Source organism: Pseudoxanthomonas koreensis, from assembly GCF_010093225.1.
In the GTDB taxonomy this organism is placed as follows: Bacteria; Pseudomonadota; Gammaproteobacteria; order Xanthomonadales; family Xanthomonadaceae; genus Pseudoxanthomonas; species Pseudoxanthomonas koreensis.
Genome location: NZ_PDWM01000002.1, coordinates 111872 through 136638, shown reverse-complemented (window position 1 = coordinate 136638; position 24767 = coordinate 111872). Strand labels below are relative to the sequence as shown.

The 24767-nt window shown below is 70.1% G+C and carries 23 protein-coding genes; 3 read left to right on the top strand and 20 right to left on the bottom strand.

Annotated elements, in window-relative coordinates:
* Positions 1-297: 297 nt before the first annotated feature.
* Positions 298-1074, bottom strand: a complete 777-nt coding sequence (ubiE, locus tag CSC64_RS01540) for a bifunctional demethylmenaquinone methyltransferase/2-methoxy-6-polyprenyl-1,4-benzoquinol methylase UbiE (RefSeq protein WP_162433565.1) — start codon at positions 1072-1074, stop codon at positions 298-300.
* A gap of 28 nt (positions 1075-1102) precedes the next feature.
* The gene (locus tag CSC64_RS01535; RefSeq protein WP_162433564.1) at positions 1103-1399 is read right to left on the bottom strand and encodes a HigA family addiction module antitoxin; all 297 of its coding nucleotides are present in this window, start codon (positions 1397-1399) and stop codon (positions 1103-1105) included.
* A 136-nt stretch (positions 1400-1535) separates the two neighbouring features.
* Between CSC64_RS01535 and CSC64_RS01530 the strand changes: the two genes are divergently transcribed.
* Positions 1536-1991 (top strand): nucleoside deaminase, encoded by a 456-nt coding sequence (locus CSC64_RS01530; protein ID WP_162433563.1) that lies wholly within the window; start codon positions 1536-1538, stop codon positions 1989-1991.
* A gap of 51 nt (positions 1992-2042) precedes the next feature.
* Here CSC64_RS01530 and CSC64_RS01525 read toward each other — a convergent pair whose 3' ends face one another.
* Positions 2043-2438 (bottom strand): helix-turn-helix transcriptional regulator, encoded by a 396-nt coding sequence (locus CSC64_RS01525; protein WP_162433562.1) that lies wholly within the window; start codon positions 2436-2438, stop codon positions 2043-2045.
* 179 nt (positions 2439-2617) lie between these two features.
* On the opposite strand from CSC64_RS01525, the gene CSC64_RS01520 reads away from it, so the two are divergent.
* Both CSC64_RS01520 and CSC64_RS01515 read left to right on the top strand, forming a co-directional pair.
* Complete coding sequence (locus CSC64_RS01520; RefSeq protein WP_238389707.1) at positions 2618-4294, top strand: site-specific DNA-methyltransferase; 1677 nt, start codon at positions 2618-2620, stop codon at positions 4292-4294.
* Positions 4291-6912 (top strand): DEAD/DEAH box helicase, encoded by a 2622-nt coding sequence (locus CSC64_RS01515; RefSeq protein ID WP_162433560.1) that lies wholly within the window; start codon positions 4291-4293, stop codon positions 6910-6912. Before CSC64_RS01520 ends, CSC64_RS01515 begins: the two co-directional genes overlap by 4 nt.
* A gap of 103 nt (positions 6913-7015) precedes the next feature.
* On the opposite strand, the gene hslU is transcribed toward CSC64_RS01515, so the two are convergent.
* The 17 genes from hslU to CSC64_RS01430 form a co-directional block, all read right to left on the bottom strand.
* Positions 7016-8383, bottom strand: a complete 1368-nt coding sequence (gene hslU / locus CSC64_RS01510) for an ATP-dependent protease ATPase subunit HslU (RefSeq protein WP_162433559.1) — start codon at positions 8381-8383, stop codon at positions 7016-7018.
* The gene (hslV, locus tag CSC64_RS01505; protein WP_162433558.1) at positions 8383-8934 is read right to left on the bottom strand and encodes an ATP-dependent protease subunit HslV; all 552 of its coding nucleotides are present in this window, start codon (positions 8932-8934) and stop codon (positions 8383-8385) included. The genes hslU and hslV overlap by 1 nt, the downstream gene beginning before the upstream one ends.
* Before the next feature lie 49 nt (positions 8935-8983).
* The gene (gene xerC, locus CSC64_RS01500) at positions 8984-9874 is read right to left on the bottom strand and encodes a tyrosine recombinase XerC (protein WP_162433557.1); all 891 of its coding nucleotides are present in this window, start codon (positions 9872-9874) and stop codon (positions 8984-8986) included.
* An 11-nt stretch (positions 9875-9885) separates the two neighbouring features.
* Complete coding sequence (locus CSC64_RS01495) at positions 9886-10593, bottom strand: DUF484 family protein (RefSeq protein ID WP_162433556.1); 708 nt, start codon at positions 10591-10593, stop codon at positions 9886-9888.
* On the bottom strand, positions 10590-11438 hold the full coding sequence (dapF, locus tag CSC64_RS01490; protein ID WP_162433555.1) for a diaminopimelate epimerase: 849 nt from the start codon (positions 11436-11438) through the stop codon (positions 10590-10592). The genes CSC64_RS01495 and dapF overlap by 4 nt, the downstream gene beginning before the upstream one ends.
* Positions 11422-11679 (bottom strand): LPS translocon maturation chaperone LptM, encoded by a 258-nt coding sequence (gene lptM / locus CSC64_RS01485; protein WP_162433554.1) that lies wholly within the window; start codon positions 11677-11679, stop codon positions 11422-11424. Before lptM ends, dapF begins: the two co-directional genes overlap by 17 nt.
* A 49-nt stretch (positions 11680-11728) precedes the next feature.
* Positions 11729-12121: a YbaN family protein gene (locus CSC64_RS01480; protein ID WP_162433553.1), complete on the bottom strand. Its 393-nt coding sequence runs from the start codon at positions 12119-12121 to the stop codon at positions 11729-11731.
* A 100-nt stretch (positions 12122-12221) separates the two neighbouring features.
* Positions 12222-14390 carry a S9 family peptidase gene (locus tag CSC64_RS01475; RefSeq protein ID WP_162433552.1) on the bottom strand — a complete coding sequence of 723 codons (2169 nt, stop codon included), beginning with the start codon at positions 14388-14390 and terminating at the stop codon, positions 12222-12224.
* A gap of 130 nt (positions 14391-14520) precedes the next feature.
* Positions 14521-16653, bottom strand: coding sequence for a prolyl oligopeptidase family serine peptidase (locus CSC64_RS01470; protein WP_162433551.1), 2133 nt, complete (start codon positions 16651-16653; stop codon positions 14521-14523).
* Positions 16654-16826: 173 nt separating this feature from the next.
* Positions 16827-17156: a hypothetical protein gene (locus CSC64_RS01465; protein WP_162433550.1), complete on the bottom strand. Its 330-nt coding sequence runs from the start codon at positions 17154-17156 to the stop codon at positions 16827-16829.
* 312 nt (positions 17157-17468) lie between these two features.
* Positions 17469-18440 (bottom strand): helix-turn-helix transcriptional regulator, encoded by a 972-nt coding sequence (locus CSC64_RS01460; RefSeq protein WP_162433549.1) that lies wholly within the window; start codon positions 18438-18440, stop codon positions 17469-17471.
* Positions 18441-18483: 43 nt separating this feature from the next.
* On the bottom strand, positions 18484-19395 hold the full coding sequence (gene hemC / locus CSC64_RS01455) for a hydroxymethylbilane synthase (RefSeq protein ID WP_162433548.1): 912 nt from the start codon (positions 19393-19395) through the stop codon (positions 18484-18486).
* Between the two features lie 55 nt (positions 19396-19450).
* Positions 19451-20176: a LytR/AlgR family response regulator transcription factor gene (locus CSC64_RS01450; protein ID WP_202922295.1), complete on the bottom strand. Its 726-nt coding sequence runs from the start codon at positions 20174-20176 to the stop codon at positions 19451-19453.
* A complete protein-coding gene (locus tag CSC64_RS01445) occupies positions 20176-21222 on the bottom strand; it encodes a sensor histidine kinase (protein ID WP_202922294.1) in 1047 nt (348 codons plus the stop codon). Before CSC64_RS01445 ends, CSC64_RS01450 begins: the two co-directional genes overlap by 1 nt.
* A 3-nt stretch (positions 21223-21225) precedes the next feature.
* On the bottom strand, positions 21226-21891 hold the full coding sequence (locus CSC64_RS01440) for an alpha/beta hydrolase (protein WP_162433547.1): 666 nt from the start codon (positions 21889-21891) through the stop codon (positions 21226-21228).
* Positions 21892-21926: 35 nt separating this feature from the next.
* On the bottom strand, positions 21927-23843 hold the full coding sequence (mdoH, locus tag CSC64_RS01435) for a glucans biosynthesis glucosyltransferase MdoH (protein WP_162433546.1): 1917 nt from the start codon (positions 23841-23843) through the stop codon (positions 21927-21929).
* A 253-nt stretch (positions 23844-24096) separates the two neighbouring features.
* On the bottom strand, positions 24097-24762 hold the full coding sequence (locus tag CSC64_RS01430; protein WP_162433545.1) for a response regulator transcription factor: 666 nt from the start codon (positions 24760-24762) through the stop codon (positions 24097-24099).
* Between the last annotated feature and the right edge of the window lie 5 nt (positions 24763-24767).

Below are 24767 nucleotides of genomic sequence, written 5' to 3'. Positions count from 1 at the left end.
ATATGATAACCGCTGCATTTGTTTTAATCATGAGAAGGACGACAGCCGGGATGCTCAGGCGCACCGTGGGCCCGGGCAGGTTTAGAAGAGACAACCCTCTCCCCCGGCGCGACCACGCTCTCCTGTAGGAGCCCACTTCAGGGGGCGACCCGACGCAGGCCGGGACACCGCCGCGTTCAACGCGCCCCTCGAGACCTGCGCGTTGACCGCCGCATGATCAACCGGCGTCGGGTCGCCCCCTGAAGTGGGCTCCTACAACGGCAGAAGGGGCGGCCGCGACACCACGGCCGCGCCGGCTCATACCCTGTAGCCGGTATGCACCGCGACGATCCCGCCGCTCATGTTCACGTACCCGCAGCGCGACAGCCCCGCCTCTTCCATCATCGCCTTCAGCTGCTCCTGCGGCGGATGCTTGCGGATGCTCTCGGCCAGGTACTGGTAGCTGCCCGGGTCGCCGGCGAACAGGCTGCCCAGCTTCGGCAGCACCTTGAACGAATGGAAGTCGTAAATGGGCTTGAACCACTCGGCCTTGACCTCCGAGAACTCCAGCACCCGCGCCTGCCCGCCGACCCGCAGCACCCGCGCGATCTCGCGCAGCGCCGCGTCCTTGTCGGTGACGTTGCGCAGGCCGAAGGCCATGGTCACCAGGTCGAAGCTCGCATCCGGGAACGGCAGCTTCTCGGCGTTGCACTGCACGTAGTCCAGGCCGGCGACCAGGCCGCGGTCGGTCATGCGGTCGCGGCCGACCGAGAGCATGCCGGCGTTGATGTCGCCCAGCACGATCGACCCCTCGCTGCCCACCCGCGGCTTCAGCAGCGCGGCGATGTCGCCGGTGCCCCCGGCCAGGTCCAGCACCCGGTCGCCCGGCTTCACCTGGCAGGTGGCGACGAAATAGCGCTTCCAGGCCCGGTGGATCCCCAGGCTCATCAGGTCGTTCATCAGGTCGTACTTGCCCGCGACCGAGGTGAAGACCTGCCCCACCAGCTTCTGCTTGTCCCCGGCGGGGACGTCGCGGAAGCCGAAGTGGGTGGTACCGCTTTCGTAGGGGGAGGGCTTGTCGGATGCGGGGCTCATGGGCGTGATTATGGCACCGCGGGGTGGCTCAGGCGGCGGGCTTCACTTCGCGCTCGATCCGGCGTGCGTTTTCCAGTTCGGCCACGCGCAGGTCGTAGGCCGCCTGCAGGTTCAGCCACGAACGCGCATCACCGCCGAAATAGCGCGCCAGCCGCATGGCGGTATCGGCGCTGACGCCGCGCCGCTCACGGACGATGTCGTTGATCCGCGGTGCGGGCACGGCCAGGGCCTTGGACAGCGCGTTGGCACTCATGCCCAGCGCCTCCAGGTAGTCCTCGCGGAGGACCTCGCCCGGGTGGACGGGGCGCATGCCGTAGGTGTGCATTCCAATCCTCCTGGAGGTGATCTGCCTCGATTTGCCCGGTGACGTCGACAGCCGCCCCGAAAACCGGATCCTGCCTCGACGACTGGCCGACGCCACGGGCAGACTCTACCCCTGTTCCCACCTATCGGATCCAATCATGCAGCAGGCCCCCGACTACCGCGCCATGCTCGCCGTCGCCGTCGAGGAGGCCCGCATCGGCCTGGCCGAGGGCGGGATCCCGATCGGCGCGGCGCTGTTCGCGCGCGACGGCACCCTGCTCGGCCGCGGCCACAACCGCCGCGTGCAGGAAGGCGACCCTTCCGTGCACGGCGAGACCGACGCCTTCCGCAAGGCCGGCCGCCAGCGCTCCTACCGCGACACCATCATGGTCACCACCCTGTCGCCGTGCTGGTACTGCAGCGGGCTGGTGAAGCAGTTCGGGATCGGTACCGTGGTGATGGGCGAATCGGCCAACTTCCAGGGCGGCCACGACTGGCTGCGCGAGCACGGGATCGAGGTGGTGGACCTGGCCGATCCGGAATGCATCGCCATGCTCGGCGACTGGATCGCGGCCCATCCGACGGTGTGGAACGAGGATATCGGCGAGGACTGAGGAAGCCCCCGCCCGCCCGACACGGGAGCCCGCGCCGGAAAAGTGCCGGCGTCAGCCGCCCGACCCGCCGGCGCGCGCCAGCACCGCCACCAGCTCCCGGACCAGCTTGCGCTGCATCACGGGCAGGCGCAGGTACGCGTCCATCATCACCCGGTCCTGGGCGGGCAGCGACGCCGGCCATTCCGCCCGCGCGTCCCCTACCCGGTGCTTGCCGCCGAACTGCAGCTCGTGCGGCTCCAGCCCCACCAGCGCCGCCAGTACCCGCAGCTTGTCCTGCTTCGGGATGGACTTGCCGTTGAGCCAGCCGGACACCGCCTGCGCAGTGACCGCCGCCCCGTCATAGCGGGAATTGAAGCGCTTCTCGACCACCGCCGCGCTGGCCTCGATGCCCTTGGCCTCGAGCGCCGCGCGCAGCCTCGCCGCGAATTCCGCTTTCTCCTTGTCCATGGAGAGAAGGCTAGGCAAGCGGCACTTTCGATCTGAAAGCTTTGCTTTCATTCTTGTGAAAGTTTTGCTTTCATTGCAGCCCACGCGTGCCTGCAGCCGGGTCGATGCCCCAGTCCCCGTCCCACCTACCGCCGGAAGCCGCCAGCGCGCGCCGTCGAACGGGGCAGCGCTAGATGCCGGTGCTGGACTGGATCGGGAAGTCCGCGGTGGTCAGGCACCACCGGGACGTGCCGTACCGGCTGCTGGAGCCGGTGCCGGAGCTGTCGTGCGGCGATGCCGACAGCGGCAACCTCATCGTCCAAGGCGACAACCTGCACGCACTCAAGGCACTGCTGCCGCGCTACGCGGGGCAGGTGAAGTGCATCTATATCGATCCGCCGTACAACACCGGCAACGAGGGCTGGGTCTACAACGACAACGTCAACAGCCCGGAAATCCGCCGCTGGCTGGGCGAGGTCGTCGGCAAGGAAGGCGAGACGCTGGACCGGCACGACCGCTGGCTGTGCATGATGTATCCGCGGCTGGTGCTGCTGAAGCAGTTCTTGCGGGACGACGGCGTCATCTTCGTTTCCATCGACGACTTCGAGATCGGCGCACTGGAATGCCTCATGGGCGAGATCTTCGGCCCGGTCAACCGGCTCGGCATCTTCACCTGGCAACGCAAGAAGAAGGGCAGTCACCTCGACGCGCACATGCGCAAGATGTCGGAGTTTGTCATCTGCTATGCGCGGCGGAAGAACGCGCTGGCCAGCCTCTATGGCGAGGACGCGTACGCGGAGAAGCTCCAACCGCTAGTGAAGCGGACCAACAAGCCGAAGACGCTGCGGTTCCCGGCCGGCAAGGTGTCCACGACCCTGGACGACGGACGCTATGAAGCCGGGTACCGCGGCAAGGAAGGCACCGGCCTGCACTTTGCCAATGCGTTCGTGGTCGAGGGCGGCGTGGTCGCGGTCGACATGGCCATCGAGGGCCGCTTCGTCTGGACCCAGGCCAAGCTCGACGACGAACTGGCGAAGGGATCGACGATCGAGCTTTCAGGGAAGTTCGGGCTGAACTCCGGCCGGCACGACCAGGCCGAGAAGACCAAGACCCCGTCGACCCTGTTGCTGCCGGCGTCAGGTATCGGAACCAACGAGGATGCGAGCCAGGAGCTGGCCGAGATATTCGGCCGGGAAATGGGCAAGGTTTTCCCTTATCCGAAACCTTCCAGCCTGGTCCAGTACCTGGTGCGCGCGGCGACCCACGATGACAGGGATGCGGTCGTCCTCGACAGCTTCGCCGGCTCCGGCACCACCGCGCACGCCGTGCTGCGGCAGAACCGGGACGATGGCGGCCATCGTCGCTTCATCCTTGTCGAGATGGATGAAAGGATCTCTCGCGAGGTGACCGCGCCACGCATGCGACGCGTGGCGGAGGGTTACCCCGATACCAAGGGCGCACCGGTTCCCGGCCTCGGCGGCGGATTCCAGTTCTGCCGGATCGGCAAGCCGCTGTTCAATGCTCGCGGCCACATCGACCCGGAGGTGCGCTTCGCCGAACTGGCGCGCTTTGTCTGGTTCGTCGAAACCGGGATGGGCCGCTCCGCGGCACGCACCAGCCGCAAGCGGGCCGACGAAGCCAGTCCACTGCTTGGCATACACGAGGGGCGCGCGGTGTACCTCCTCTACAACGGCATCCTGAAGGACCGCAGCATCGACGGCGGCAATGTTCTGACCACGCCCTTGCTGGAGCATCTCCCGGCCCATGACGGGCCGAAAGTCATCTACGGTGCGCGCTGCGTGATCGGCAAGGAGCGCCTACGTGCGCTTGGCATCGACTTCCGCCAGCTCCCCTATGACCTGCGGGTGTCGCCATGAGCCTGAAGGCCTACCAGGAGCTGGCCCTCGACCGCTACGAAACTTTCCTCCACGCCTGGCTGGCTGCACAGGAGGCAACGCCTGGCACCCGGCACGCCAGCCGGGACGCATTCGAAGCCAGCACACTCCATGACTTCGGCTTGCGCGTGCCCTACCACGCGCCGCCTGCACTGGCCGATGCGGACGTACCGGTGGTCTGTCTGCGCATCCCCACGGGTGGCGGCAAGACCCTGATCGGGGGCCACGCCATCGCGCGCGTAAAGCGGGCACTGCTACCTGCCGGCCACAGCCTGACCGTATGGCTGGTACCCACCGATGCCATCCGCACGCAGACCCTGCGCGCTCTGCGTACGCCAGGAGAACTTCTGCACGATGAACTTCGCGTCCAGCTCGGGGAGGTGGCCGTGCTGGACATCGACGAGGCGCAAGGCATGCGCCGCGCCTTGCTGGACAGCCAGGATGTGATCCTGGTGGCGACGATGCAATCGTTCAAGCAGTCCGATACCGAGCGGTTGGCGGTTTACAAGCCCAACGGGGCGCTGATGGACCACTTCACCGGCATCGAGCAACCGAGCTGGACGCTGGCTGATGCCTTGCGCATGCGGCGACCGTTTATTGTCGTCGACGAAGCGCACAACCAGGGTACGGAACTGGCCTTCGACACACTGGCGCGGCTGGATCCGTGCGCGGTGCTGGAGCTCACTGCGACGCCCGACCGCATGCACCAGCCCTCCAACGTGCTGGTCTCGGTGTCGGCCTCCACCCTGCAGAGCGCGGACATGATCCGGCTTCCGGTGGAAATGGCCACCCATGTGGACTGGCGCATCGCCCTGCGTGAGGCCATCGCCTGCCTGGATCGCCTGCAGGCAGCAGCCGACACCGAAAAGGCATCGACAGGCGAGGCGTTGCGGCCGATCATGCTCCTACAGGCCGAGCGCCAGCAGCAGGAAAATCCGGATGCGATGACGGTCGACCGGGTGCGACAGGCGTTGATCGATGACTTCGGCATACCACCCGCCCAGATCGCGCGCTCCGCCACCGGTATCGATGAATTGGCCGACACCGAACCAGGGTCGTTGCGATTCGTCATAACGGCGGACAAGCTGCGCGAAGGCTGGGACTGGCCGGCGGCATATGTGCTGATGACCTTCCGTGGCAGCGCCACGCAAACGGCGCTGGAACAGATCCTGGGCCGCGTTCTGCGTATGCCCAACGTTACACGCAAGCGCGACGAGGTATTGAACCGGTCCTACGCCTTCGCGGTGTCCGGGAACATCGCCGAGGTCGCCGCACGCCTGCGCGACGGCCTGGTGAGATCGGGCTTCGAGCGCCAGGATGCCAACGACCTGGTCCGCACCGCGGATCCCGTCGGAATGCCGGATCTGCTACACGATCTCGCCAGCGTCAGCGTGTCTCTGCCGATCATCGATGAGCGCCCCGTACTTCCTGACCTCACCGCTACTCCCGACACGATTCGAAAGAAGCTGGAGAGCAAGCTTGATATCTCGCCGGAAACCGGCAGCCTGACCCTGCGTGGCGAGTGGACGCCTCGTGAGCAGAAGGCTCTTAAGGAGGCTTTACCCACACCCGAAGCAGTCGCCGCGGTAGAGCAGGCTTTCAGCCGGTTGGCATCCCCTGCAGAAGCACCTTCGCCAAGCCCGTCGGAGCTCAATGACACTTTCTCCCTGCCGATACTCGCCTACAGACAGGGCGACCTTCTGACAGATCTGGGCAAGTCGCCGATGCTGGAAGGCGGTGTGTCGCTTGCCGATGTCGATGGCCTGCTGGACGAGGCGAGCTTCCCGCGCCAGTTGGAAACGCTGGAACGCCGTCACCTTGGTGTGAGCGAGACTGGCAAGCTCAGGCTCGAGACGGTACACGCGCAGCAGATCCAGCCATTGTGGTTCGGCGTCCGGGAGCCTGCCAGCATCGAACAGTTGCTTTGGTGGCTTGAGCAGCAACTGGTGGGCCCCGACATCGACCCGGACGAACTGGCAGCGTGGCTCTCAGGTGCCGTGCGTCATCTCATGGAAACGCGAGACTTTTCCGCTGACGAGCTCGCCTGGCGCCGGCCCCGCCTGCGCGACGCACTGTCATCGCGTATCGATGCGATGCGCCGCGCCGGCCAGCGTCGGCGTTTTCTTGCCCTCCTCGATGACGAGACGATGCTGAGCGTCGACGAGCGCCTACAGTGCAGCTTCTCATCGGGTCGCTATGCGTGGGACTGGCAGTACAACGGTTTCGTTACGCTCAACAAGCACTTCTTCCCGCAGATCGGCAACCTGAAATCACAGGGTGAGGAGTTCGAGTGCGCCGACTTCATTGCAAACAAGCTTGAAGGCGTGCGCGACTGGATCCGTAACGTCGAACGGAAGCCGAACGCGTTCTCTCTGCCGACATCGCGCCACCGCTTCTATCCCGACTTCCTCGTACGCATGCTGGACGGTCGCTGCCTCGTCATCGAGTACAAGGGCGCGGACCGGTATGACCAGCCTGAACAGGTCGAGAAGCGACGTATCGGCAACCTTTGGGCCCGCCGCGCGGGCGAGCGCTATCGTTTCGTCATGCCCACGCGGCGCGACTGGGACCTGATCCGGGTCGCCGCCACCGGCGCGTGAGCCATCCGGGCCGATCAGCTTGCCGCCAGCGGCCCAGGCTGATCCCGAAGAACCCACCGGGCCAAGGCAACGTATCGCTTATCGCTTCCAGGTCCGTCCCGGCTCAGAGGATGTACCGGCTCAGATCCGGATCCTGCACCAGCTCGCCCAGGTGCGCGTCGACGTAGGCGCGGTCCACCACCACCGACTGGCCGTCGCGGTCCGGGGCCTCGTAGCTGAGGGTGTCGAGCAGGCGCTCGAGCACGGTGTGCAGGCGGCGGGCGCCGATGTTTTCCTGGCGTTCGTTCACCTGCGCGGCGATCGCGGCGAGGCGGTCGACCGCGTCGGGTGCGAACGAGAGAGTCACGCCCTCGGTGGCCAGCAGCTCCACGTACTGCCGGGTCAGCGCGGCCTTGGGCTCGGTGAGGATGCGGACGAAGTCGTCCTTGCTCAGCGCGGCCAGCTCCACCCGGATCGGGAAACGGCCCTGCAGTTCGGGGATCAGGTCGCTGGGCTTGGCCAGGTGGAAGGCGCCGGAAGCGATGAACAGGATGTGGTCGGTCTTCACCGTGCCGTACTTGGTGCTGACATTGCTGCCTTCCACCAGCGGCAGCAGGTCGCGCTGCACGCCTTCGCGGCTGACGTCGCCGCCGCCGATCGTGTCGCCGCGCTTGGCGACCTTGTCGATCTCGTCGATGAAGACGATGCCGTGCTGTTCGCAGGCCTCGATCGCCGCGGCGCGGATGTCGTCCTCGTTGACCAGCTTCGCCGCCTCTTCCTCGATCAGCTGCGGGCGCGCGGCGCTGATGGTGACGGTGCGCTTGTGGGTCTTGCCGCCACCGATGTTGGCGAACATCTGCCGCAACTGCTGGCCCATTTCCTCCATGCCCGGTGGGGTCATGATGTCCACGCCGGCATTGGCCGCCAGTTCCAGTTCGATCTCGCGGCCGTCGAGCTCGCCGGCGCGCAGCATCTTCCGGAACTTGGCGCGGGTGGTGTCCTCCGGGCCGGACACCTGCACTTCGGCCACCGCGTTGGGGTCGAAGCCGATCGGCGCCTGGCGCCGCGGCAGCAGTGCGTCGAGGATGCGCTCCTCGGCGCGCTCCTCGGCCTGCAGGCGCACCTTCACCTTGGCCTGCTCGCGGTGCATCTTCACCGCGGTGTCGGCCAGGTCGCGGACGATCTGCTCCACATCCTTGCCGACGTAGCCGATCTCGGTGAAACGGGTGGCCTCGACCTTGACGAACGGCGCGTTGGCCAGGGTCGCCAGGCGCCGCGCGATCTCGGTCTTGCCGACGCCGGTGGGGCCGATCATCAGGATGTTCTTCGGCATCACCTCGTTGCGCAGCTCCGGTTCGAGCTGCATGCGCCGCCAGCGGTTGCGCAGGGCGATGGCGACGGCACGCTTGGCCGAGTGCTGGCCGACGATGTGGCGGTCCAGTTCCTGCACGATCTCGCGCGGGGTCATGGTGGCGGAAGTGTTGTCGTTCATCAGAGTTCCTCGACCACCACGTTGCGGTTGGTGTAGATGCAGATGTCGCCGGCGATGTTGAGCGCCTCCACCGCGATCGACTTCGCGTCCAGGGTGGTGTGCGCCATCAGCGCGCGCGCGGCCGACAGCGCGTAGCTGCCGCCGGAGCCGATGGCGATGATCCCGTCCTCCGGCTCGATCACGTCGCCGGTGCCGCTGATGATCAACGAGGTGTCCTTGTCGGCCACCGCCAGCAGCGCCTCGAGCTTGCCGTAGCGGCGATCGGTGCGCCATTCCTTGGCCAGTTCGACCGCGGCGCGGGCGAGCTGGCCGTGTTTTTCCAGCTTGGCTTCGAACAGTTCGAACAGGGTGAAGGCATCGGCGGCGGCGCCGGCGAAGCCGGCCAGCACCTGGCCGTCGCGGCCGAGGCGGCGGACCTTGCGCGCGTTGCCTTTCATCACCGTGTGGCCGAGGGTGACCTGGCCGTCGCCGGCCACGGCGACCTTGCCGTCGCGGCGCACCGAGATGATGGTGGTGGCGTGGAACACATTGGGGTTCTGGCTGGGGTCCATGCGGCCTCCGGGAGCTGTCCCCCCGAGGTGGGGACGCGACGGCCGGCGATCAAGGCCCGCCGGCTTTCTTCCGTTTCGCCCGCGGGTGCGCGGCGTCGTAGACCTTGGCCAGGTGCTGGAAATCCAGGTGGGTGTAGATCTGGGTGGTGGCGATGTCGGCGTGGCCGAGCAGTTCCTGCACGCCGCGCAGGTCGCCGGAGGATTCGAGCACGTGGCTGGCGAAGCTGTGCCGCAGCATGTGCGGGTGCACGTGCTTGAACAGGCCCTGGCGCGCGGCCAGTGCGCGGATCCGGATCTGCACCGCGCGCTGGCTGATCGACCCGCCGCCGCGGCCGGGGAAGACGAAGGCGTCGGCAGCGGCGCCGGTGGAGGCGCGCCATTCGTCCAGCGCGCGGCGCGCATGCGAACCCACCGGCACGCTGCGCTGCTTGCCGCCCTTGCCCAGCACCGTGACCAGTCCGACCTCGGCCTGCAGGTCGCGCCAGCGCAGCGCGCACAGTTCGCTCAGGCGCAGGCCGGAGGAATAGAACAGTTCCAGCAGCGCGCGGTCGCGCAGTCCCAGCGGTGCGTCGGTCGGCACTTCGACCAGGCGCACGGCCTCGTCCACGTCCAGCACCTGCGGCAGGCGGCGCGGCGCCTTCGGTGCGCGCAGGCCGGTGGCGGGGCTGGCCGGCAGCACGCCGTTCTTCAGCAGCCAGGCGTAGTAGCTGCGACAGGCCGACAGGCGCCGCTGCAGGCTCTTGGGCGACAGGCCGCGGCGATGTTCGGCGGCGACGAACTCGCGCAGCCGCGCCGCATCGAGCCGCATCACTTCGCCCGCGCCCTGCGCCTGCGCCCAGGCTTCCAGCGCATCCAGGTCGCGGCGGTATGCGTCGAGCGTGTGCACCGACATCGCCCGCTCCACGCGCAGGTGGTCGAGGAAGGCGGCGGTGCCGGTCATCGGTCGACGCCTCAGTCGCCGAAGCGCTCCAGCGCGACCACCAGCGACTCGCCCATCATCCGCAGGAACAGCGTGCCCATGCCCGGGTAGAAGCGGTTGGCATCGTGGCTGCCGACCGCGACCAGGCCCACGCCGGTCAGCGGCAGCAGCGCGCTGGACTGCACCTCGCCTTCGCGCACGCCGTACAGCACCGCGTTCTTCTCCGCCTGCAGGCGGCCGCACAGTGGTTCGCCGTCGCGCAGCGCATCGCGGAACGGCAGCAGTTCCTGCTCTCCTTCGCCGCGCACCTGCAGCCACTCGGCGTCCTCCATCCCGGGCACCGGGCGGAACGAGACGACCCGCACCAGGTCGCCGTTGAAGTCCTCGGCCAGCGAGGCGGCCATCGCGCGCAGGGTGTCGGCGTAGTTGTCCTGGCGCATCAGCGACAGGGTCAGCTGGTGGGTGCGCACCGCCAGCCGCTCGTTGACCTGGGCGTTGGCCGAAAGCTCGGCCAGGCGCCGCGCCAGTTCGCGGTTCTTGTCGCGCAGCACTTCCAGCTGGTAGCTGGCCAGCGACGCGGTGCGGCCGTCGTCGCGCGGCACCACCAGGGTCAGGGCCAGGTCGGGGAACTGCTTGAGGAAACCGGGATGGCGGCGCAGCCACGACGCCACTTCGTGCGCGCCCGGTTTTTCCTGCGCGTGCCTGTCCGGGCCGTGCCTGTCGAGAAGCTCGTCGCTCATGCCTGCCATTCCCCTTCGAATACGAATGCCGCCGGTCCGGCCATGATGACTTCCGCGCCGTCATCCGGCCAGCGGATGCGCAGGTCGCCGCCGGGCAGCGACACGGTCGCCTCGCGCGCCAGGCGGCCACGGCGGACCAGAGAGGCCACCGCGGCGCAGGCGCCGCTGCCGCAGGCCAGGGTCTCGCCGACGCCGCGCTCGTACACGCGCAGGCGGACGTGGTCCGGTGCCAGCACCTGGGCGAAGCCGACGTTGCACGACTGCGGGAACGCCGGCGAGCGCTGCAGCTTCGCGCCGAGGCCGGCCACGTCGGCGGCTGCCACGTCGGCCACCTCGATCACCGCACGCGGGTTGCCCATCGACACCGCGCCGAACACCACGCGCGCGCCGTCCAGCTCCAGCACGTACTCCGGCTGCACGGTGGCGAAGCCGGACAGCGGCACGTCTGCCGGAGCGAAGCGCGGCACGCCCATGGCGATGGCATAGCGGCCGTCCCCCAGGCTCTCGACCTCGTGCGTGCCGACCGGGCTGTCGACCACGAAACGCGCACCGCGCGCCGTGCCGTCGCGCACCAGCCACGCGGCCACGCAGCGGGCGCCGTTGCCGCACTGGCCCGAAGGGCTGCCGTCGGCGTTCCAGATGCCGTAGGCGGCCACCGCGCCGGCGCTGCGCGGCGGCTCGATGGTCAGGATCTGGTCGCAACCCACGCCGGTGTGGCGGTCGGCCAGGCGCGCGGCGAGCACGGTATCGGGCGCGGCGCGGCCACCGCGCAGGTCGATCACGACGAAATCGTTGCCGGCGCCGTGCATCTTGCTGAAGCGCAGGGCTTCAGCCATTGCCGCCATCCGCGGGCCCGGGGGCCGGGTCGGTGGGATCGGTGGCCGGATCGGCCGGCGGATCCGCGGGCGGCGTCGCCGTGGCGTCGGCCGGATCGGCGGCCGGTGTCGGCGTAGCGTCGGCCGGTGGCGCGGTGCTTTCCTGCTCGACCGGCACCGGCTTCTGCGGCATCACCAGCGGCCCCTTGTTGCCGCAGGCGGCCAGCAGCAGCGCGATGACGGCAGCGGCGCAGAGGGTCTTCGTGTTCATCGCCCGAGTATAGAGGCGATCCGGTGATCGTCGTGTCCCTGCACCCCCTTCATGGCGGGGGGTCGGGGCGCAGCCACAGCCAGGTGCCGACCACGGCCATGCAGCCGATCGGCAGCGCCACCATCCAGCCGCGATGCGAAGGCACGGCCACCATCAGCGCCAGCAGGATCAGCGCGCAGCCGAGCATGGTCCAGGTCGCGGCCCACTTGGCCCGGCGCGGCACCGCGCCGTTGGCGCGCCAGGCCTGGATCACCGGCCCGAACTGCGGATGCGCCAGCAGCCGGCGCTCCAGCCGCTCCGAGCCGCGCGCGGCGGCCCACGCGGCGATGATCACGAACACCGTGGTCGGCAACCCGGGCACGAAGATACCGATGATGCCCACCACCAGGCTCGCGTAAGCCAGCAGCCACCATGCCCAGCGGAATCGGTTGCGTTCGCCCATCTGCGCCATGATAGGCCGGCACGGGCGGACGCTGGCATCGGATGCGCAGACGAGGCAATCACCGGGCCCATGCCCGGCGTCGCCCCGGCCCGGTACCGGATCAGTCCGCGTCGGCCACGCCCAGCTGGTCGAGCACGAAGGCGTAGTACTCGGCCTGCTCGCGGAAGCGCTGGAAGCGGCCGGACTTGCCGCCGTGCCCGGCTTCCATGTTGGTGCGGAACACGACCGGGGCGCTGCCGGTGTTCACGTCGCGCAGCCTGGCCACCCACTTGGCCGGCTCCCAGTACTGCACCTGCGAATCCCACAGGCCGGTGCCGACGAACAGCGCCGGATAGTCCTGCGCCTTGAGGTTGTCGTAGGGCGAGTAGGAGAGCATGTAGTCGTAGAACGGCTTCTGCTCCGGATTGCCCCACTCGTCGTACTCGTTGGTGGTCAACGGGATCGAGGTGTCGAGCATGGTGGTGACCACGTCCACGAACGGCACCTGCGCCACCATCACCCGGTAGTCGGCCGGCGCCTGGTTGGCGACCGCGCCCATCAGCAGGCCGCCGGCGCTGCCGCCGGACGCGGCGACGCGGCCCGGCGCGGCGTAGCCCAGCTCCACCAGCCCGCGGGTCACGTCGACGAAATCGTTGAAGGTGTTCTGCTTCTTCAGCAGCTTGCCGTCGTCGTACCAGGTGCGGCCCATTTCCTGGCCGCCGCGGATGTGGGCGATGGCGTAGACCACGCCACGGTCGAGCAGGCTCACCACCGGGCCGTTGAAACCCGGGTCCATCGAGATGCCGTAGCTGCCGTAGGCGTACTGGAACAGCGGTGCGCTGCCGTCCTTCACGAAGCCCTTGCGGTACACCAGCGATACCGGGACCTTCACCCCGTCGCGCGCGGTGATCCACACCCGCTCGGTGGCGTACTGCGACGGGTCGTAGCCGGGCACCGGCTGCTGCTTGAGCAGGCGGCGCTCGCCGCTGGCGACGTCGAGTTCGTAGGTGGTCGCCGGGGTCGCCAGCGAGGTGTAGCCGTAGCGCAGCCAGCCGCTCTCCGGTTCGGGATTGGTCGACAGGCCCATCGAATACGCCGGCTCGTCGGCATCGACGTACTGCTGGCTGCCGTCGGGCTTGATCAGGCGGATCCGCTCCAGCCCGCCGGAACGCTCGGCCACCGCGGTGAAGCCGTCGAACAGCTCGTAGTCCTCGATGAACACCTGCGGATCGTGCGCCAGCCAGTCCTGCCACTGCGCGCGCGAGGTCGCGTCGCTGGGCGCGATGGCCAGCTTGAAGTTGGTGGCGCCGCCGGCATTGGTGCGGATCACCCAGCGGCCGCCGAGGTGGTCGGCGCTGTACTCCACGTCGCGCTCGCGCGGCGCCAGCACGGTGAATTCGCGCGGATCGGAGGCCGGGGCGTAGCGCAGCTCCGAGGACACGGTGCTTTCCACGCCGATGGTGATGTAGCGGTCGTCGCGGCTGCGGCCGATGCCCATGTAGAAGCTGTCGTCCTCCTCCTCGTACACCAGCGCGTCCTGCGCCACCGGGGTGCCGAGCACATGCTTCTTCACGCGCACGGTGAGCAGGGTCTCCGGGTCGTTCTCGACGTAGAACACGGTGCGGTTGTCGTCGGCCCAGACCAGGTCCGGGGACACGCCGGTGATGCGTTCCGGATAGTCCTTGCCGGTTTCCAGGTCGCGGAAGCGGATCGTGTACTGGCGGCGGCCGACGTCGTCCTCGGCCCAGGCCAGCAGCCGGTTGTCCGGGCTGACCTCGTAGATGCCGACGCTGAAATAGCCCTTGCCGGCGGCCATCGCGTTGACGTCCAGCAGCACCTGCTCGCCGGCGAAATCGCCGCGCGCGTTGGCCGCCTGGATCGACAGCGCGTCCACCCCGGCGCCGTCCTGGCGGCGCGCGTGCACCGGGTAGTCCTTGCCCTGCTCGAAGCGCGAGTAGTACCACCAGCCCTTGTCGCGGAACGGCACCGAGCTGTCGTCCTGCTTGATGCGGCCGACGATCTCGCCGTACAGCTTTTCCTGCAGCGGCTTGAGCGGCGCCATCACCGCGTCGGTGTAGGCGTTCTCGGCCTGCAGGTAGGCCAGCATCGCCTGGTCCTGGCGCTCGTCGTCGCGCAGCCAGTAGTACTCGTCGTCGCGGCTGGCGCCGAACGGGGCCTCGACCTGGTGCGGCTTGCGCGCGGCATCGGGCGGGGTCGGGGCGGCGGCGGGCGCAGGCTGGGTCGGCAGGGTCATCAGGGCGGCGAGCAGGAGCGGGAGGGAGAGTTTCATCGATGGGGTCCGGTCAGGGGAAATCCAACCCGTGGCAGCCATGGGCCGCCATGCCGTTACGGGGATCCGGGTTCGCGGCACCCGGAAAGACGCATCCCCGGCGAGCCGGGGATGCGGGGTCTTCGCTGCGTTACTTACCGGCGCTGCCGGCGTTGCCGTCGCCCGACAGCCGCTCCCACAGGAAGCGGTAGGCCAGCGCGCTCATGTGCGCGGCCTGGGCGTTGTTCGCCGCACCGCCGTGGCCGCCTTCGATGTTCTCGTAGTAGGTCACGTCCTTGCCGGCCTCGATCATCTTCGCCGCCATCTTGCGTGCATGGCCCGGATGGACGCGGTCGTCGCGGGTGGAGGTGGTGAACAGCACCGGCGGGTAGTCCTTCGCCGGATCGAACAGGTGGTACGGCGAGAAGTGCCGGATGAACTCCCAGTCGGCGGTGTCCGGGTTGCCGTATTCGGCCATCCACGACGCGCCGGCCAACAGCTTGTTGTAGCGCTTCATGTCCAGCAGCGGCACCTGCACCACGATCGCGCCGAACAGCTCCGGGTACTGGGTGAGCATGTTGCCCATCAGCAGGCCGCCGTTGCTGCCGCCCTGCGCGCCCAGGTGCTGCGGCGAGGTGATGCCACGCTTGAACAGGTCCTGCGCGACCGCGGCGAAGTCCTCGTAGGCCTTGTGCCGGTTGGCCTTGAGCGCGGCCTGGTGCCAGCGCGGGCCGTATTCGCCGCCGCCGCGGATGTTGGCCACCGCGTACACGCCGCCCTGCTCCAGCCAGGCGCGACCGAGGCCGCCGGAATAGCCGGGCACCATCGGGATCTCGAAGCCGCCGTAACCGTACAGCAGGGTCGGATTGGTGCCGTCGGTCTTCATGCCCTTCGGCCGGACCAGGAAATAGGGCACGCGGGTGCCGTCCTTGCTGGTGGCGAAGTGCTGCTCGACCACGTCCTTCGAGGCGTCGAAGAACGCCGGCATCGCCTTCAGCGCCTGCGGCGCGGCCGCCGGCGCGGAGGCGTCGGCGAGCAGCAGCGTGGTCGGGGTCAGGTAGCTGGTGGTGGTGACCCACAGCAGGTCGCTCTCGTCGGCGTCGACCGCGCCCACGCTGGTGGTGCCGATCGCGTCGCCGCCGACCTTCAGCGGCTCCGAAGTCCAGCCCTTGTCGCCGTGGGTGAGCACGCTGATCCGGTTCTTGACGTCGTCGAACACGTTGAGCACAACGTGGTTGCGGGTCAGGGTGGCGCCGGCCAGCGAGGTGCTGTCGGTCGGCTCGAACAGCACGTCGAACTCGCGCTTGCCGGCCATGAACCCGTCGAAACCGGTGACGATGAACGAGCCGGCCTTGTAGGTCCTGCCGCCCACGGTCCACGGCTCGCGCAGCTCCAGCCCCAGCCACTGCCGCTGCACCGACTTCTGCGCCGAATTGGGCACGTCGACCTTGGCCAGCGCGCCGTCCTTGCCAACCAGGTACAGCTCGTCGTTGTAGAAGGCCAGGGTGCGGGTGACGAAGTCGCGCTCGTAGCCCGGCGTGTCGTCGTGGCCGGCGGCGATGTACATGTCGTCGGGCTTGCCCTCGTACACCACCTGCGCCGATGCCAGCGGAGTGCCGCGCTTCCAGCGCTTGACCACGCGCGGATAGCCGGACTCGGTCATCGAGCCGGGGCCGAAGTCGGTGTAGACGTAGACGGTGTCGCGGTCGATCCAGCCCAGGCCGCCCTTGGCCTCCGGACGGAAGAAGCCGTCCTTGACCCAGGTCCTGCTGGCGACGTCGAACTCGCGGGTGACGTCGGCATCGGCACCGCCGCGCGAGAGCGCGATGAGGCAGCGCTCGTATTCCGGGCGCAGGCAGTTGGCGCCGTGCCAGACCCAGTTCTCGCCCTCGGCCTTGTTCAGCGCGTCGAGGTCGATGATCGTTTCCCAGGCCGGGTCCGGCTTGCGGTATTCCTCGAGCGTGGTCCGGCGCCAGATGCCGCGCTCGTGGTTCCTGTCCTTCCAGAAGTTGTAGTACCAGTCGCCGATCTTCTGCACGCCGGGGATCTTGGCGTCGGAGTCGAGCACTTCGCGGATGCCCGCCTCGATGTGCTTGAACCCGGCGCTGGCGCCGAGGGTGGCGTCGGTCCGGGCGTTCCGGGCGCGGACCCAGTCCAGCGGCTTGTCGCCGCCAACGTCCTCGAGCCACTGGTAGGGATCGGTGGCCACGGCGGGCTCCTGGGCGTGGGCCGCACCGGCGGCGAGGAGGCCGGCGAACAGGCAGGCCTGGGTGAAGCAGGACATCAAGCGGCTCCGGGGTCCGGCAAAGACAGCCGGGGACGCTAGCACAGGCCTGCGGCGCAACCTTGTGCCGATGGTCAGGGCCGCGTGAATTGCGTGCGGTCCGTTCCCCGGTGCCGATGACAGCCGCGGCCCAGGCAGGGCCGGCGCCCGGCGGCCTTCCCCGCAGGTGGCCCTCAGGCGGCCTGCCGCGCCTGCAGCCGACCCGTTTCGTAACGCCTGCGCGCCTGGCCGCCGCCGCGGCGACGGCTCCGCGCCGCCAACTGCTGCGGCAGCCGCATGCGGAAGCGGTGCAGCGCCCACCAGGCCACCCCCGGCATGGCCACCAGCCACATCGGCCACCAGCCCAGCCAGTCGCTGGAGCCGCGCAGGGCCGGGAGCAGGGCCACCGCCAGCAGGCCCAGGGCCAGCCATCGGCGCAGCACTTTCTCCAGCATCGGATCGGGCCGGCTGCCGGCGGCGGCGCCGAGGGCAAGGACGGCGGACGTGGGCGACCAGTTCGGCATGGCGGCGACTCCTGAGGCTGGGAGCCGCAGGGTGCGCGGGGGTCATCTCAGGGGTTGCGACCCGACGCGGGCCACGGCAGGACAGCTTTTGCCGCCGCGTCGGCCCTGCAAACCGGACGCCATGCGCACGCCCTTCTGTAGGAGCCCACTTCAGGGGGTGACCCGACGAGGCCGGAAGGCGCGGCGCGATGCCACGCATGTTCTCCGGAGCGGTTGCGTTGGATGCGGCTGTGTTCGGGCGGCGTCGGGTCGCCCCCTGAAGTGGGCTCCTACAGGAAGCCAAAGCCGGGGCCGCGCCCGTGCGCGCTTCGCTCAGCGGTCGTACTGCGACAGCGCCAGCGACAGCAGCGACTTGGCCTGTTCGCGCAGCATCGGCGGCTCGATGATCTCCGCGTCGGCGCCGTAGTGCAGCACGTCCATCAGCAGTTCGCGCGGCACGCTGTAGGGCAGCTTGAGTTCGTAACGGCCGTCGGCCAGGAAACGTCCCTGCTGCCTGGAGTGCCAGTGCTCGTCGGCCACCCAGCGCGCCACCTTCGGGCTGAACACGATCGTCGCCCAGCCCTTCGGCTCGCCCGAGAAGATCCCGTAGCTGGAGGCCAGGTGCTGGTCGAGCACGTCCTCCTCCACGTCACGCGCCACTTCGTCCTGCGTGCGCGCCTGGCTGATCCTGTCCACCGCGAAACTGCGCAGCGCCTCGCGGTCGTGGTCCCACGCGTCCAGGTACCAGTTGTCCCGGTAGTGCGTGATCCGCTGCGGCGACACCCGCCGCCGCGTGGTCTCGTCGGTGGAGCGTGCGCGGTATTCGAAGGCCAGCTGCCGGCGCTCCAGCACCGCCGAGGCCACGCTGCGGAAACTGGCCTCGTCCAGGCGCCGGCCGCGGTGCGGGATCACCCGCACCCGCTCCACCGGCCAGCGCCCGCTGCCGGCCTGCGCCGCGAGCAGGCCCTCGATCCGCTGCTGCAGCGGCGCCAGCATCGTCGACAGCACTCCGCCGCCACCGGTGCGCCGCAGCAACTGCTGCGACGCCAGCAGCGCATGCAGTTCCTCGGAGCTGAGCCACAGGCCGGGCAGCTCGAAACGGTCGCTCTCGGCGGCCGCGTAGCGGAAGCCGGCTTCGCCGTCGCCTTCCACCGGCGCCATCAGCGCGTCGCGCAGGAAGGCCAGGTCGCGGTAGACCGTGGCCCGCGAACAACCCAGCTCGTCCTGCAGCCGCGGCACCGTCACCGGGTAGCGCGCGCCCTTGAGGATGCGGTGCAGTGCGTTGATGCGTTCGTAGCGGTCCATGCGGCGGATTATGGCGCGGTTGCGCGCGGGCCGGGAGGGCCGCTCAGCCGAGGAAGCGCGCAGCGCCCTGCGCGAGCAGATCCGCCGCCACCGCCCTTCCCAGTGCCTGCGGTTCGCCGGCCGCACCCTCCGCCATCGCCAGCACGCCGCTGCCGTCGCTGGCCGAGCCGACCCACGCGCGCAGGTCCAGCCGCGCGCCGTCCAGTTCGGCATAGGCGGCCACCGGCACGTGGCAGCTGCCGTGCAGGGCCAGGTTCAGCGCGCGCTCGGCCTCGATCCGGATCCGCGTGGGCGCGTGCTCGAGCACCGACACCAGCGCCCCGGTGCGCGCATCGCCGCTGCGCGTCTCCACCGCCACCACCGCCTGCGCCGGCGCCGGCAGCCAGTCCGGCGGCGCGAGGCGGGCACGGATACGGGTGTCGAAGCCGAGCCGCTGCAGCCCGGCGCAGGCGAGGACGATGGCGTCGTATTCGCCGGCATCGAGCTTGGCCAGGCGCGTGTTGACGTTGCCGCGCAGGTCGCGCAGCACCAGGTCCGGGCGCCGCGCCCGCAGCTGCGCCTGTCGCCGCAGCGACGAGGTGCCGACCACCGCCCCCTGCGGCAGCGCGTCGATGCCGGCGAAGGTATTGCTGACGAAGGCGTCGGCCGGATCGGCGCGCTCGAGCACGGCCGGCAAGGCGAAGCCCGGTTCCAGCTCCATCGGCACGTCCTTGAGCGAATGCACCGCGCAGTCCGCTTCGCCGCGCTGCATCGCCAGTTCCAGCTCCTTCAGGAACAGCCCCTTGCCGCCGATCGCCGCCAGCGAACGGTCCAGCTGTTCGTCGCCGCGCGTGCTCATCGGCACCAGCACGACCTCCAGCCCCGGGTGGGCCTGGCGCAGGCGCGCGGCGACATGTTCGCTCTGCCACAGGGCGAGCGGGCTCTTGCGGGTGGCGATGCGCAGGGTGGTGTCCATGTGCGCATTATCGGCGATCGCCGCCCCGTGGCGCGGCCCGCCCCGCTGCCGGCGCCTACAGGTGCCGCAAGGTCTGCCGCAGCTGCGGCACGCAGCGCCGGCTGACCTCCAGCGGCGGCCCGCCGCTGCGCAGCACCGCCTGAACGTGGCCGTCGGCGCCGCGGCGCAGCTCCACCAGCTCCTGGCGCGCGACCAGGCAGTTGCGGTGGATGCGGACGAAATGGTCGCCGAACTCGTCCTCCAGCGACCTGAGCGATTCCTCGATCAGGTCCTCGCCGCGCAGGTGGTGGACCACCACGTACTTTTCCTCGGCCTGCAGGTAGCGCACTTCGTCCAGCGGGATCACCCGCAGGCTGCCGCGCAGGCGCGCGCACAGGTTCGAGCGGCGGCCATTGCCCGCGGCGGGGCGGCCGGCGAGGAAGGTGCGCACCCGCTCGATCGCGGCCGACAGGCGTTCGGGCCTCACCGGCTTGACCAGGTAGTCGATCGCCGCGGCTTCGAACGCGGACAGCGCGTGCGCGTCGTAGGCGGTGCAGAACACCACCGCGACCGGCGGATCGGACGCGGCCAGGCGGCGCGCCGTTTCCAGGCCGTCGATGCCGGGCATGGCGATGTCCAGCAGCACCGCGTGCGGATGGTGCGCGGCGCAGGCATCGAGCACCTGCTGGCCGTCTCCGGCCTCGGCCACCACCTCCACCTCCGGCTCATCGGCGAGCAGCATGCGCAGGCGCTCGCGCGCCAGCGGCTCATCGTCGGCGATCACCACTTTCAGGCTGGGCATCAGGCAAGGGGCAGCGTGACCTCGCAGGCATAGTAGCCGTCGCTCCAGCCGGCCGTCACCCGCGCCCTCGGCCCGAAGCGCCAGGCCAGGCGGTGGGCGATGCTGCGCTGGGCGTGGCCGGCGCCACGGTGCAGCGACCCCAGCCCCGCATCCTGCGGTGGCGGCGCCGGGTTGCGCACGCGCAGGTGCAGCTGGCCGCCGTCGCTCCACAGCGCGATCGCCACGGCGCCGCCCTCGGGCAGGCGCGAGATGCCGTGCAACACCGCGTTCTCCACCAGCGGCTGCAGGGTCAGGCGCGGCAGGGCCAGGTCCCAGGGCAGCGGTTCGCGCCGATCCCATTGCACCTGCAGCCGCTCGCCCAGGCGCAGGGACTCGATCGAAAGGTACTGCGCGGCCAGTTCGCATTCGGCCGCCAGGGTCGAATCGCCCTCGCCGGCGCCGAGCGCGGCGCGGAACAGGTCCGACAGGTCCAGCACCGCGCGCTCGGCCACCGCCGGGTCGCGGCGCAGCAGGCTGGCGATCAGGTTCATGCTGTTGAACAGGAAATGCGGGCGGATCCGCGCCTGCAGCGCGTCTGCCTCGGCGCGCGCGTTGGCTTCGGTCTGCGCCGCCCAGCGGTCACTGACGTAGAAATGGCGCAGCGCCAGCGCGACGATCAGCGTGGCTACCGCCGCGCTGCCGCCACCGAAGCGCCAGAAGCCCACGCCCAGCGGTTCGGCACCGATCGCGGCATAGAGCGCATGGATCACGCCTGCGCCAAGGAACGCCACCAGCGCCACGAGACACAACGCCGCCGCCGCGCCGATCCGGCGTGGCAGCCGCGAGATCGGCGCGCGCAGTTTGCACAGCAGCACCGCCACCGCCAGCGCCAGCCACAGCGCCAGGCCGCTGGCGGACAGGAAGCGCGCCAGGGTCCAGGTACGCGCGTCGTCCGGCGCCAGCACCAGCACCACCACCACCAGTTCGGCCAGGCCGAGCAGCGCCGCCAGCCGCGGCAGCCGGCACAGGTCCGGCAGCCAGGGCGCTTCGCGGCGCGGGTCGCGCATCGCTCAGTCCACCAGCCGCCGGTCCAGCCACGCGCCCAGGTCGGCAATCTCCTCGGCGCAGACCTGGTGCGCCATCGGATAGCGGTGCCAGGCGACGTCGAAGCCGACCCGCTCCAGCATCTGCGCGCTGGCCTGGCCGTACTGCACCGGGATCACCGGGTCGCTGTCGCCATGGGCGAAGAACACCGGCTGCGCGACCGCGTTCGGATCGCGCGCCGAGGCGGCGGCCACGCCGCCGGGCAGGTAGGTGGACAGCGCGACCAGCCCGGCCAGCGGTTCGCGCCGTCGCAGGCCGGTGGCCAGCGCGATCGCCCCGCCCTGCGAGAAGCCGGCCAGCAGCAGCCGCGACGGCGGCGTGCCACGCTCCACCTCGCGCGCGAGCAGCGCCTCGACCTGCACGATCGATTCCTCCACCCCGGCCGCATCGGCACGGCTGGCGAAATCCATGCCGGTGATGTCGTACCAGGCGCGCATGCGCATGCCGCCGTTGATCGTCACCGGGCGCACCGGCGCATGCGGGAACACGAAGCGCAGCGCCGGCCAGCGCGGGCGCACCAGTTCGGGCACGATCGGGGCGAAGTCGTGGCCGTCGGCGCCCAGGCCATGCAGCCACAGCACCGTCCACGCCGGCGCCGGGCCGGTCTCCTGCTCGACGCATTCCAGCAGCATCGCCTTGTCGCCTCGTTCCGGGAAAGCAGCCGGCATTATGCCCGCGGCGTGGCGGCGGCCGCGCGCAGCTCGGCGGCGCGGCGCAGCACCGGCGGTGGTTCGAGCTCTTCGGGGATGCACAGCAACCCGTGCCGGCGCAGCCAGCGGCCCGGCGTGCGCGCCGAACTCAGCCACACCGTCGGGATCGCCAGCACCATGCCCACCACCACCGGCGCCATCCACAGCGCCAGCCCCGGCGACACCGCCCAGGCCAGCGCGCCCATCAGCGCGCCGAACACGCTCAGCCCGGCGTAGCTGCGCACCAGGCTGGACAGCGGCACGCTGCCGTCGTCGCGGCGCTGCGCCTCCCAGCCCGAATCGCGGCCGGCCAGCACCTCGGCCACGCCGCGCGACTGCCGGAACATCACGATCGGTGCCATCAGCGCGGCCAGCACGCTCTCCACCAGCATCCCGGCGAAGGCGCGCAGCGTACCGCCGGCGCCGCGCCGTGCATCGGCGTCGGCGACGGTGGCGATGTAGCCGAACACCTTCGGCGCGAACAGCACGCCCATGGTCGCGGCGAACAGCCAGGCCACGCGCTCGGCGTCGCGCGCGGCCCAGTAGCGCAGCGGCGAGAAGCCCGGCAGGCGGAAGCCGTCCCAGACCAGGTCGGAGTGGTACAGCGGGATCGCCAGGCCGACCAGCATCAGCATCGCCCACATCGGCGCGGTGAAGTAGTGGCCGATGCCGACCAGCATGTGGGTGCGGCTGATCCAGTGCAGGCCGGCGCTGCCGACCACCTTGCCGTGCTGCAGGTTACCCTGGCACCAGCGGCGGTCGCGCACCAGCAGGTCGGTGAGCGACGGCGGGCCTTCCTCGTAGCTGCCGTCCAGTTCCGGCACCAGGTGGATCGCCCAGCCGCCGCGGCGCATCAGCGCGGCCTCGACGAAATCGTGGCTGAGGATGTGGCCGCCGAACGGCTTGCGGCCCGGCAGCTCGGGCAGGCCGGCGTGGGCGGCGAAGGCGCGGGTGCGCAGCATCGCGTTGTGGCCCCAGTAGTTGCCCTCGCTGCCGTGCCACCAGGTGACGCCGCGCGCGATCACCGCACCGTACACGTGGCCGCCGAACTGCTGCATCCGCGCGAACAGGGTCTGCCCGTTCACCACCCGCGGCAGGGTCTGCACCAGGCCCACGCCCGGGTTGCGCTCCACCGCCGACGCCAGCCGCACCAGGGTGGCGCCGCTCATCACGCTGTCGGCATCCAGGATCAGCATCTGCGGATAGGCCGCGCCCCAGCGCTGCACCCATTCGGCGATGTTGCCGGCCTTGCGTCCGGTGTTGTCGGTGCGGCGGCGGTAGAACAGGCGGCCATGCGCGCCGGTGCGCGCGAGCAGCGCGGCGAACTCCCCGGCCTCGGCCGTGGCGATCTCCTCGCGGCGGCTGTCGCTGAGCACGAAGAAGTCGAAGGCTTCGAGCTGTCCGGTGGCGGCCACCGATTCGTATACCGCCTGCAGCCCGGCCATGATCCGCGCCGGGTCTTCGTGGTAGGTCGGCATCAGCAGCGCGGTGCGCGTGCCCAGCAGCGGCAGCGGGCCGCGCGGATCGATGCCCAGGCGCGTGCCGCTGCCGCCGAGCAGGGCGACGAAGCCCACCGCCGCGCTCACCGACGACAGCGCGATCCAGGCGAACAGCAGCACGAACAGCACCAGCAGCACCAGGTCGAGCACGCTCAGCCCGCCCACGCGCAGCACCTGGGTCATGCCCAGCGCCGCGGCGGCGGTCAGTACGGCGGTGGGGCCGAGCACCAGCAACCGGCGCCAGCCCATGCCGCGCGGCGAGGTCGGCGGCCGCTGCGGCGCCAGGCGCCCCTGGCGCAGCGACTGCCCCGGCATCGGCAGCGGCGATTCGACGGCCGGCAGCCAGGCCGGCGCGGTTGCCGCCACGGACACGCCGCCCACGGACGCACCGGTCATGGCCGCACCCCGCGCGGATGCACGCTTCGATGGCCGGCGGAACGATCAGGTGCTGGAACCACGGGCTCTCTCCCGGGCGGGGCGGTCGTGCCCCCTTGGCCCCGGCACCGCTCGCAGGGCGCCATTGTGCGGCGCATCACCGGCGGTTCGGCGAGAGGCCGGCGCAGGCATTCAGGCCCGCTTGTAACGTTGCGGCACCGGTAACCGCTTACACGCATCCGGCAGCGGTTCCGGGCCGCCGGGACGCGGTGGCTCAGTCCTCTTCCGGCGGTACCACCACGCCGTCCGGATCCACCGCCAGGCGCCCGGCCATGAGCACGGCCTGGGTGCGGTTGTTGACCCCGAGCTTGCGCAGCACCGCGGTGACATGGGCCTTGATCGTGGCCTCGGAAACATTGAGGTCCCACGCGATCTGCTTGTTGAGCCGGCCTTCGCCCAGCATCTGCAGCACCCGGAACTGCTGTGGGGTCAGCTCACGCAGCCGCTGCGCGACGGCGTGCTCGTCGCGGTCCATCGCCGGCGCGGCGGCGGCCTCGGCCGGCGCCCAGCGCTCGCCGTCGAGCACCTGCCCGACCGCGGTGCCGATGGTCTCCGAATCGGCCGACTTGGGGATGAAGCCCAGCGCGCCATGGTCCAGCGCGCGCCGCATCACGCTCGGCTCCTCGCGCGCGGACACCACCACCACCGGCAGCTGCGGGTGCAGCGCGCGCAGGTGCACCAGCGCGCTGAAGCCGTGCGCGCCGGGCATGTTGAGGTCCATCAGCAGCAGGTCCGCATCCGGGTGCGCCTCGACCAGCAGGTACAGCGCGTCGACGCTGTCGGCCTCGCACAGGCTCGCGTCGGGCAGGATCCGCTGCACCGCGCCGCGCAGCGCCTCGCGGAACAGCGGATGGTCGTCTGCGATGAGGATGGTGGACATGCGGG